The 10,685-nt window shown below is 72.9% G+C and carries 5 protein-coding genes; 2 read left to right on the top strand and 3 right to left on the bottom strand.

What is annotated here, in order from left to right; translation table 11 throughout:
• From ABD140_RS39205 to hrpA, 3 genes are all read right to left on the bottom strand, one after another.
• A partial coding sequence (locus tag ABD140_RS39205) for an ATP-binding protein (RefSeq protein ID WP_344248018.1) occupies positions 1-2,525 on the bottom strand: 2,525 nt, incomplete at its 3' end.
• A gap of 121 nt (positions 2,526-2,646) precedes the next feature.
• The gene (locus ABD140_RS39200; protein ID WP_344248016.1) at positions 2,647-4,233 is read right to left on the bottom strand and encodes an ankyrin repeat domain-containing protein; all 1,587 of its coding nucleotides are present in this window, start codon (positions 4,231-4,233) and stop codon (positions 2,647-2,649) included.
• A gap of 7 nt (positions 4,234-4,240) precedes the next feature.
• Positions 4,241-8,125, bottom strand: a complete 3,885-nt coding sequence (gene hrpA, locus ABD140_RS39195) for an ATP-dependent RNA helicase HrpA (protein ID WP_344248014.1) — start codon at positions 8,123-8,125, stop codon at positions 4,241-4,243.
• Between the two features lie 127 nt (positions 8,126-8,252).
• Here hrpA and ABD140_RS39190 point away from each other — a divergent pair, with 127 nt between their 5' ends.
• A complete protein-coding gene (locus ABD140_RS39190; protein WP_344248012.1) occupies positions 8,253-8,726 on the top strand; it encodes a CAP domain-containing protein in 474 nt (157 codons plus the stop codon).
• A 200-nt stretch (positions 8,727-8,926) separates the two neighbouring features.
• Positions 8,927-10,600 carry a carbohydrate-binding protein gene (locus ABD140_RS39185; RefSeq protein ID WP_344248010.1) on the top strand — a complete coding sequence of 558 codons (1,674 nt, stop codon included), beginning with the start codon at positions 8,927-8,929 and terminating at the stop codon, positions 10,598-10,600.
• Positions 10,601-10,685 lie beyond the last annotated feature (85 nt).

Genomic DNA, 10,685 nt, shown 5'->3' with positions numbered 1-10,685 from the left:
GCCGCCCCGGCCACCAGCCTGGCCCTGCCCTCGTCCAGCCGCTGGCCCGCCGCGGCCAGCCGCGCCGCGGCCTCGGCCGCCAGCTTCGCCGCCGCCGCCGGATCGCCGCACCGCAGGGCGTGGGCGCGGGCCAGCGCGGCGGTCCCGCGGTTGCCGTCGATGCGGGGGTGCGCGTGCTCCTCGGCGCGGTCGGCCCACCGCGCCGCCTCCTCGCCCCGGCTCCGCCCCGCCTCGGCCGAGGCCATCGCCTCGGCGCAGCGCAGCAGGCTGGCCTGGTCGAGCAGCGAGAACTCCCCGCCCTCCCACAGCTCGCAGGCGTCGCGCAGCGCCTCCTCCGTCCGGCCGCAGGCCAGCTGCGCCATCAGGTGCGCGAACCTGGCCTGCACGCGCGGCCACTCCCGCTCCACGCCTCCCGCGCTCCTGGCCTCGGCGGCCAGGCGCAGGGCCAGCTCGGCGTCCCCGGACCAGTTCGCGACGAGGCTCTGCTGGGCGAGGGCGACGACCTTGGCGTGCCCGGAGTGCAGCAGCCGCGCGACCTCGGCGGACTCCTCGGCCGCCAGCGCCGCCTCGCCGAGCCTGCCGCGCACCGCCAGGGTGCGGGCCAGCCCGGCCAGCAGGTTGGTGACGATGAAGCTCTGCCCGGTGGCGCGGGTGATGGCCACGGCCCGCTCGAACCTGTTCTGGGCCTGCTCGGGCCGGCCCAGCCACAGCTCCGCCCAGCACAGCCAGGCGACGGTGTCCATCCACTCCACGAGGTCGGCGTCGGAGACCCCGTCCATCAGCTCGGCGGCGCTCTCCAGCAGCTCCAGCGCCTCGTCGATCTCGTCGGCGATGTAGGCGGCCATGGGGCGCAGCGCGGCGATCCCGGTGGTCATGCCCGGATTGTCGCGGCGGCGCTGCTCGGTGGTCTCGGGCATGAAGTCCAGGACGGCGCGCGCCGCCCTGCGGTCGCCGCGCATCAGGCTCTCGGCCACCAGGCGCATCCGCAGCGGCACCGCGGTGGCCGCCTGCGGGTCGGGCAGCTCGCGCAGCTCGGCCAGCAGCAGCGCCCTGCCCTGGGCGGACCGGTCCAGCAGCCGCTCGACCAGGGCGCCGAAGCGCGCGGCGAACGCCCGCCGCGCGTAGTCGGTGCGCGGCAGCAGCCGCAGCACCTCCTGCGCGCTCTCGCGCCCCTCGACCAGATGGCCGCTGACGGTCTGCGCGCGGGCGAGCTCCAGCAGCAGGTCGGCGCGGGACGCGCCGCCGGGGGCGGTGTCGCCGGGGATGAGCCGCAGCGCCGTGCCCAGCCACCGGGCCGCCGCGGCCGGGGCGCGCGCCGCCTCGGCCCGCGCCGCCTCGATCAGGGTGGTGATCGCCGACTCGTCGCCCAGGCCCGCCGCCCGCTCCACATGGTGGACGCGCACCGTGGCGGGCGCCCCGATCGAGCTCAGGTGGGCGGCGACGCGGGCGTGCGCGCCCAGCCGCCAGCCCGCCGCGGCCGAACCGTAGGCGGCGCTGCGCACCAGCGGGTGGCGGAACCGGAACCTGCCGTGCGCCGAGGGCCGGACGACGTCGCGCTGCGCCAGCTCGTCCAGCGCCTCCAGCGCGGTGGACCGGCTCACCCCGGCCGCGGCGGCGGCCAGCAGCGCGTCGAACTCGTCGGCGGCCACGGCAGCGCCCTGCGCCACCTGCCTGGCCTGGTCGCTCAGCCTGCCGAGCTCGGCCTGGAGCGCGGCGCCGACCAGCGGCGGCAGGTCGTCGTGCACGTGCTCGCCGTCGTCCGGCGGCTCCTCCATCCGGGTCAGGGCGTCCAGGTAGAAGGGGTTGCCGCCGCTCATCTCGTGCAGCCGGGCGCGCCGCTCGGGGTCGATCCGGTCGCCCAGGAACTCCGCGACCTCCTCGGCGGTGAAGGGCGTCACCGGCACCCGGCGCACCCCGGCGCCGGAGACCAGCGCGGACATCCGCGGCGAGAGCTGGGCGGGGCGGTAGGCCAGCGCGATGACGAACCGGGCGCGCGGCGGATGCCGGATGAGGTGGTCGAGCAGCTCCACCGAGGCGTCGTCGGCCCAGTGGATGTCGTCGACCACCAGCACCAGGCCCGAGTCCCCGGCCAGCTCCCCCAGCAGCTGGCGCACCGCGCGGTAGAGGCGGTAGCGGGCGCTGGCGCCGGTGCCCGGCGCCGGGCCGTCGGGGACGACCTCCTCCAGCGCGGGGAACACCGAGGCCAGCTGGCGCAGGACGGGCTCGCCCAGCCGCGACGGCAGGTCGTCGCGGGTCTCCAGGTGGTCGTCCAGGGCGTCGATCATCGCCCCGAACGGCATGTCCTCCTCGAACTCCGCGGCGCGGCCGGTGAGCGTGAGGTAGCCGGCGTCCCGCGCCGAGTCCACCAGCTCGGCCAGCAGCCGCGTCTTGCCCGCGCCGGGCTCCCCGACCATCGCCACGCAGGCGAAGCCGTCGTTGTCCAGCGACATCGAGATCTCGCGCAGGGCGTCGCGGCGGCCGACCAGCCGTGCGGCGTCACGCCGGTCGTCCACGTGACTGCCCATGCCGCACCTCGAAAGATCAACGAACTCCGAGCACGAAGATAGCGCGCTCCCATGCCTATGTAACGGCATGTCCAGTACCGCCATGTGTACTGCATGACACACTTGCCGCGGTGGAGATCGCTTAGATTCGTCCGCCCGAGGTCGAGCGCAGCGCCTCCTTCCACTCGTCGTGCAGGCCGTGGGACTCCGCGAGGGGGCGGCAGGCCAGCACGTCGCGGCGCAGCAGCGGGTCGGCGAGTCGCACGACCGCCTCCAGCGCCACGTCCAGGGGGTAGTTCTCCAGGTTCGGGTCGGTGAGGAGGTGCCGGATGCCGGCGACGGCGCGGCGGTCCCCGCGCTCGGCCAGGCCGCGCACCGCCTCGGCGACCACGACCGGCGACGGGTCGTCCATGCGGCGGGCCAGCGCGTCCCGCAGCTCCGCGGTGTCGGCGTCCATCAGGCTCAGCGACATCGTCGCCCAGTCCCGGACGTACTCGTGCTCGTCGCCGGTGAGGCGGATCAGCTCACCCGGCTCCATCGGCTGCTCCGGCGGCAGCACCTTCACCAGCGCCCTGGCCACCGCGTTGCGGACCCGCTCGTCGGGATGGCGGGCGTGCCGCAGCAGCTCGGGCAGCGCGGCGGCGTCCCCGTAGTCGCTGAGCGCCCGCACCAGCGAGCGCAGCAGGACCGGGTCGCTCTCCACGCGGGCCATGCGGCGCAGCCGGGACAGGGTGCGCTGCCGCGGCCCCGACCTGGCCAGGACGTCCACGCCCAGCGCGCGGTACAGCGGGTCGGGATGCTCGGTGAGGTCGAGCACCTCCCGCAGGCCCTCCTCGTCGTCCCGCTCCGCCAGGGTGCGCACCGCCTCCTCCCAGGCGGGGCGCTCGGTGACGTGGCGGCGCACCTCGGCGGCGGTGGGGCGCAGGTAGCGGAACTCCATCGCCCGCGCGACCAGCTCCTCGATCGGGGTGGGGATGTCCAGGATCCGCTCCAGGAGCGTGGCGATCGCGCCGTGCCCGGTCTGCAGCTCGCTCGTGGCGACGCCGAACTCGTCGCCGCGCCCGATCTCCGCGGTGATCAGCTCGGTCCCGTCGTCCATCTCCCGGCGGTCGATGACGATCTCGTCGCCGAGCCCGGCGTACTCCTCCTTCTTCCGGACGCGCAGCTCCAGCTCGACGTCCACCCCGGTCCAGCGCAGGGCCGCCTCCAGCGCGGTCTCGCCGCCGCGCTCCCGGTCGGCGCCCACCGGGTCGGCGCCGTGGCGCAGCAGCAGCCGGACGACGCCCAGCGAGCCGCGGCTCGCGGCCAGGTAGAGGGGCGGGGTGCGCGCCCGGTCGTCCGGGTCGGCGCCGGCCTCCAGCAGCAGCGCGACGGTGCCGGTGCGGCCGTTCGACACCGCCCACCGCAGCGCGGTCCAGCCCCGCTGCTCCGTCCCGTCGACGGCGGCCCCGCCCGCCAGCAGCGCGGCGACCGTCTCCTCGTGGCCCCAGCAGGCCGCCCCGCACAGGGGGAGGCCGTCGCTGTCGCCGAGGCTGAGCAGGTCGGGGTCGGCGCCCGCGGCGAGCAGGGCGCGCACCACGTCGACGCGGCCCTCCACGGACGCCGCGTACAGGGCCGTGGTGCCCTCCTCGTCGGGACGGTCGACCTCGGCTCCCCCGGCGATCAGGGCGTTCACCCGGTCGAGCTTGCCCTCCCGGGCCGCTTCGACCAGCGTCAGCTCCCCCGACATGCCTCAGTCATATCCGAGGACGCCCCTCGGTAATCGCCTTCCTGATCCTTTTGTCGGAAACGGGGTAACGCGTACCGACAGACTGGGCGAACAGGCTCACCCGGTACTCCTCGATCATCCAGCGGACCTCGGGCGGCCGCCCCCCGCGCTCCCACTCCTGGCGGACCGCGGCGACCTGCGCCATGAGCTGCCGGTCCCGGTTGGGGTTGTCGGGCAGCCGGTCCAGCCGGTGGTCGACGGCCCGCAGGTAGCGCAGGACGTCCGGGAGGCGGGCGAACCCCGTCTCGGTCACGAATCCGGGGTGGACGAGCTCGTCCAGCTGGCCGCGGACGTCGGTGAGCGAGGGCACGAGCACCAGGCTTCCGGTGCTCTTCAGCTTGCGCTGGATCCCCTGGTGGGCGGCGAGGATGCGCTCGGTCCAGCCGAGGATCTGCTCCGCCGTCCCGGCCAGGTCCGCCCGGACGGCGTCGTACAGCCGCCGGTAGGACTCCTGGTCCCAGGAGGGCCCGCCGTGGTCGGCCATGAGCTTGTCCGCGGCGGCCTCGACGATGTCGGTGAACAGCTTCTGGACGCTGCCGTGCGGACTGGCGGCCAGGGCGAGCTTGGCCTGGTTGCCCAGCCCGCCCTGCAGGTGCCTGGCCGGGGACGGGGCGTTGAGGAGGATCATCCGCCGCACGCCCAGCCACATGGCGCGCCGCTGCTCCTCCTCGGTGCCGAACGTCCGGATCGCCACGCTGTCGCCCTGGTCGACCAGGGCCGGATACGCCTTGAGGCGGCCCTGCTCGTGCAGCCTGGGCAGGTCCGCGAAGTCCCAGTCCTTCAGGCCCTGGCGCTCGATGCCGGTCGACTTGGCCAGGGTCTCCCGCTGCTTGGGCGCCAGCCCGCGCTTCAGCTCGGCCAGGTCCTTGCCCTCGGCGATCCGTTTGCGGCGCCTGCCGCCCCGGCCCGGCCGGCCGGGCCGCTCCCCGGGGGCCCGGGGGTCGTCCTCCAGGATGCGGAAGGTCATCCGCAGGTGGTCGGGGATCTGGCCGGGCTGCCAGGCCTCGCGCGGCACCGTGATGCCGGTGAGCGTGCGCAGCTCCGCCTCCAGGCGGTCCAGCAGGCGGCCCTCGCCCGGGTGGACCAGCGCCAGGACGCGGCGGGCGAAGTCGGGCGCGGGCACGAAGTTCACCCGCAGCTGCTTGGGCAGCGAGCGGATGAGCGCGGTGACCAGCTCGTGGCGCAGGCCGGGGACCATCCAGTCGAAGCCCTCGTCCTCCACCTGGTTGAGGACGTGCAGCGGGATGTGGACGGTGACGCCGTCGGCGTCCGCGCCGGGCTCGAACTGGTAGGTGAGCTTGAAGACGAGGTCGCCCTGCCGCCAGGCGTCGGGGTAGTCCTGCTCCGTCACCTCCTGCGCGGTCTCGTGGACCAGCATCGACTTCTCGAAGTTCAGCAGGTCCGGGTCGGTGCGCTGCGTCTTCTTCCACCAGGTGTCGAAGTGCGCGCCCGAGACGACGTCCTCGGGCAGGCGCTGGTCGTAGAAGTCGACGAGGGTCTCGTCGTCCACCACGATGTCGCGGCGGCGGGCCCGCTCCTCCAGCTCGCCGACCTCCGCCAGGAGCCGGCGGTTGGCGTGGAAGAACTTGTGGTGGGTCTGCCAGTCGCCCTCGACCAGAGCGTGCCGGATGAAGAGGTCGCGGCTCAGCTCCGGGTCGATGCGGCCGTAGTTGACCTTGCGGTCGGTGACGATCGGGACGCCGTAGAGGGTGACCTTCTCCAGGGCCATGACGGCCGCCTGGTCCTTCTCCCAGTGCGGCTCGCTGTAGTTGCGCTTGACCAGGTGCGCGGCGAGCGGCTCGACCCAGTCCGGCTCGATCTTGGCGTTGACGCGGGCCCACAGGCGCGAGGTCTCCACCAGCTCCGCCGACATCACCCAGCGGGGGTTCTTCTTGAACAGGCCGGAGCCGGGGAAGATCGCGAACTTGGCGTTGCGGGCGCCGACGTACTCGCGCTTCTCGGCGTCGAACAGGCCGATGTGGGAGAGCAGGCCGCTCAGCAGGGAGACGTGGATCTTGTACGGGTCGCCCGGGGCGGTGTTGACCGTGATCCCGAGGTCGCGGCAGATCTGCTTCAGCTGGCCGACGAGGTCCTGCCACTCGCGGATGCGCAGGTAGTGCAGGAACTCGTTCTTCAGGGTGCGGCGGAACTGGCTCCCCGACAGCTCGCGCTGGGCCTCCCGCACGTGGTTCCACAGGTTGAGGAAGGCGAGGAAGTCGCTCGTCGGGTCCTTGAAGCGGGCGTGCCTCTCGTCGCTGGCCTGCTGCTTGTCCGAGGGGCGCTCGCGCGGGTCCTGGATGGACAGGGCCGCGGCGATGACCATGACCTCGTTGACGCAGCCGTTCTTGTCGGCCTCCAGGATCATGCGGCCCATGCGCGGGTCGACCGGGAGCCTGGCCAGCTTGCGGCCGATCTCGGTGAGGCCGCGCTCGGCGTCCAGGGCGTGCAGCTCGTGCAGGAGGTCGACGCCGTCCTTGATGTTGCGGCGGTCCGGCGGGTCGATGAACGGGAACTTCGCCACGTCGCCCAGGCCCAGGCTGGTCATCTGGAGGATGACCGAGGCCAGGTTGGTGCGCAGGATCTCCGGGTCGGTGAACTCCGGCCGGGAGGCGAAGTCCTCCTCGCTGTAGAGGCGGATGCAGATGCCGTCGGAGGTGCGGCCGCAGCGGCCCTTGCGCTGGTTGGCGCTGGCCTGGGAGACCGGCTCGATCGGCAGGCGCTGCACCTTCAGGCGGCTGCTGTAGCGGGAGATGCGGGCGGTGCCGGGGTCCACGACGTACTTGATGCCCGGGACGGTCAGCGACGTCTCGGCGACGTTGGTGGCCAGCACGATCCGGCGGCCGCGGTGGGACTGGAAGACCTTGTGCTGCTCGGCCGTGGAGAGCCTGGCGTACAGCGGGAGGATCTCGGTGTCGCGGTACTTGCGCTTGGCCAGGGCGTCGGCGGCGTCGCGGATCTCCCGCTCGCCGGAGAGGAAGACCAGGACGTCGCCCGGGGGCTCCAGGCTGAGCTCGTCCACGGCGTCGCAGATCGCCCCGTAGAGGTCGTTCTCGTCGTCGGACTCCTCGACCGGGCGGTAGCGCACCTCCACCGGGTAGGTGCGGCCGGAGACCTCCACGATCGGGGCGTCGCCGAAGTGGCGGGAGAAGCGCTCCGGGTCGATCGTGGCGGAGGTGATGATCACCTTCAGGTCGGGGCGGCGGGGCAGGATCTGGCGGACGTAGCCGAGCAGGAAGTCGATGTTGAGGCTGCGCTCGTGCGCCTCGTCGATGATCAGCGTGTCGTACGCCTCGAGCAGGCGGTCGTGCTGGAGCTCGGCCAGCAGGATGCCGTCGGTCATCAGCCGGACGAGGGTGTCCTGGCTGGAATGGTCGGTGAAGCGCACCTTGTAGCCGACGGCCTGGCCGAAGGGGGTGTCCAGCTCCTCGGCGATGCGCTCGGCGACGGTGCGGGCGGCCAGCCGGCGCGGCTGGGTGTGGCCGATCAGGCCCTTGACGCCGCGGCCCAGCTCCAGGCAGATCTTGGGCAGCTGGGTGGTCTTGCCCGAGCCGGTCTCGCCCGCGACGATCACGACCTGGTGGTCGCGGATCGCCTCGAGGATCTCGTCCTTCTTCTGGCTGACCGGCAGCTGCTCGGGATAGGCGATCTTCGGTACGGACGCGGCCCGGCTCGCGATCCGCAGCTCGGCGCGCTCCACCTGGCGGAGCAGGTCCTGCTGGACCTTCTCGCGGCGGGCGACGTCGCGGATCTTGCGCGTGCCCTCCCAGCGGCGGCGCAGGCGGGATCCGTCGCGCAGCGTCAGGCCGTCCAGGCGTTGGCGCAGGTCGGCGGGGTGATCAGGAGGGGAGCTCACAACCGCCAAGAATATGCGGCGGGCCGGGGGGCTGTGCAAAGCAATATCTCCAGGGATTGCCCCAAAAGTGGTGAACCATCACATAGGTCACACTAGTATGTGACCTCTTCGTTACTTTGGAGATGGTATGACCCCCAGATCCCTGCTGGTCGCCCCCGCCTGCACGCTCGCCCTGGTCGCCGGGATCGTCGCCGGCCCCGCCACCGCCGCCTCGGCCGCCCCGGCCCCCGCCATGACCGCGGCCGAGAAGAAGGTCCTCACCCTCACCAACGCCGCCCGCAAGAAGGCGGGCTGCAAGCCGCTGAAGGGCAACAAGAGGCTCGCCCTCGCCGCCCGCCGCCACTCCAAGGACATGGCGGTGAACAAGTACTTCTCGCACACCTCCAAGGACGGCTCCTCGCCGTGGGACCGGATCAAGAGGACCGGCTACAAGAACCCCGGAGCCGAGAACATCGCCTACGGCTACCCCAGCGCCAAGGCCGTCGTGAAGGGCTGGCTGAAGAGCCCGGGCCACCGCGCCAACATCCTCAACTGCGGCCTCAAGTCCCTGGGCGTCGGCAAGTACAAGACCTACTGGACCCAGGACTTCGGCTGGTCCTGACCCCCCGCGCGAACGACAACCCCTGACATCTGTCAGGGGTTGTCAGGCTCCTGTTGATTTCGGACCGCACCAAAGTCAAGGAGTTGGTTTCAGGGTGTTTTGTCCGCGTGTCGTGCGCGGGTGACGGGGCATGATGGGCGCGACTCGCGGGAATTCCGGTTTCCGCGCGACCCCTGTCAACGACGCCCTGGAGAGCGCCCTTGAAAGGACTCCTCGCCTTCTTCGCCGGCCGGGACCGCTACCACTACATGATCGCATCGGGGCTGGCCTTCGGACTGCTTGCCGGAGTCCTGGGGGTTTGGGGGGTGGTTTCACGGGACGACGGTGTCCTGCGGTTCGCGTTCCGCACGGTCGCCGCCCCGGACGACGGCTGGAAGCCGCTGTTCGAGGACGGTTTCGACGGCGCGAAGAACACCGACCCCGGCGACCACTGGCTGCCCGACATCGGGCACCGCACCGTCTCCCCGCTCGGCGGGCAGGGGCCGATGAACTTCGGCACCACCGAGATCGCCCGGATGACCGGCGACCGCGCCAACTACGCGCTCGACGGCCAGGGCAACCTCGCGATCACCCCGCGGCGCGACGAGACGGGCGCCTGGACGTCCGCGCGGATCAACAGCGAGAAGGTGTTCAAGGCCGCCAAGGGCGGGCAGCTCGCCTTCGAGGCCAGGATCCAGATGCCGCAGGTGACCGGCGAGAAGGCCTTCGGCTACTGGCCCGCGTTCTGGCTGCTCAACCAGGAGCAGCGGCTGCACCCCGAGGAGGGCCACTGGCCGTCCGGCGGTGAGATCGACATCGTGGAGAACGTCAACGGGACCAACCTCGCCCACACCACGCTGCACTGCGGCGTCAAGGGCGGCGGCGACCAGGGCGGCCCGTGCAACGAGCACTCCGGGCGCGGCGCGTCCACCGCGTGCGCCCCGGTGTCCTGCCAGGACGGCCCGCACGTCTACCGGCTGGAGTTCGACCGGCGCACCGACGCCGAGGAGCTGCGCTGGTACCTCGACGGCAAGCTCGTCCACCGGCTCGCCCGCGAGGAGACCCCCGACGGGGCCGACGGCGACCAGTGGCGCCAGGCCTGGGACAACCTCAGTTCCGGCGCGGGGTTCTTCATGATCCTCAACATCGCGATCGGCGGCGACATGCCCCGCGGCGTCGGCGGGGACGTCTCCCCCGCCACCGAGCCGGGGCATCCGATGCTCGTCGACTACGTGAAGGTGATGGCCCGCGGCGCGGGCGCGCCGGACACGGACGCGGACGCGGGCGACCCGGCGGTCTCGCCGTCCGCTTCGCCTTCGGTCCCGGCCTCGCCTTCGGTGTCGCCCTCCGCGTCGCCGTCGGCCTCGCCCACGGATTCGCCCACCGACTCGCCCACGGGCTCGCCCGAGCCGGCGGAGGCTCCGACGAAGTCCGCCTCGCCCACGCCCTCTCCGTCCAGCGACGGCCCCGACCGGGCCGCCGAGTCCGCGGCGCCCTGGTCTCCCGTGCTCGTCCAGGCCGAGGGCTACTCCGACCAGGACGGCATCAAGGTCGACACGGCCGAGGACATCGGCGGCACCGAGTACGTCGGCTGGATCGCCGACGGCGACCGCGTCTCCTACGACGAGGTCGACTTCGGGCCCGCCGGACCCAAGAAGCTCATCGCCCGCATCGCCTCCGACGGCGGCGGCGGCAGGATCGAGGTCCGCGTCGACTCGCCCGACGGCACGCCCGCGGCGACCGCCGCCGTCCCCGACACCGGCGGCTGGCAGGACTGGGAGGACGTCATCGTCCCCCTGCCCGAGGCCGCCGGCCGCCACACCGTCCACCTGAAGTTCGTCTCACCCGGCAAGAAGGAGTTCCTGAACATCAACTGGTTCATCCTCCTTCCCTGACCCACCGCATGCGGCGGAGGCCGGGACCCCTTCCAGGGTCCGGGCCGCCGCCGCTCTCCGTCCCGGCCTGGCGGCGCCCTCCCTT

This window comes from Actinocorallia libanotica (assembly GCF_039525175.1).
Lineage (GTDB): Bacteria > Actinomycetota > Actinomycetes > Streptosporangiales > Streptosporangiaceae > Actinocorallia > Actinocorallia libanotica.
The sequence above is the reverse complement of the archived record's forward strand: the minus strand, read 5'-3'. Positions and strand labels throughout refer to the sequence as shown.